We start from the raw sequence: 284 nt of genomic DNA on the forward strand, positions 1-284 counted from the left end.
ATGAGGTCTCCCTCCCAATGTCCCGGCACGGCTCGATCGGCCGCTTCAGCGGGGCGCTCACTGATCATGATCGCCGGCGAGACGAAGTTCTTGTCTCGCCTGCGTACGCGCGCCCTGGGCACGCGCAACACGCGCCCGGTTCGCAAGCAGGCCGTCAGCTCGCTGCGTAATACACCGCGGCCCTGAACGAAGAGAGCCTGATAGATGGGCTTCGTGGCTGATGCGCATCGTCTTGTCGTCCGGGAAGTCGATCGGCAAGCGTCGGGCAATCTGCTCAGGGCTCC

General features: G+C 64.8%; 1 pseudogene. It reads right to left on the minus strand.

What is annotated here, in order from left to right:
• Window positions 1-284 (minus strand): annotated as a pseudogene (locus AC5ZFO_RS48450) (transposase); the annotation flags it as partial.

It is taken from the genome of Bradyrhizobium sp. Unk1 (assembly GCF_059512345.1).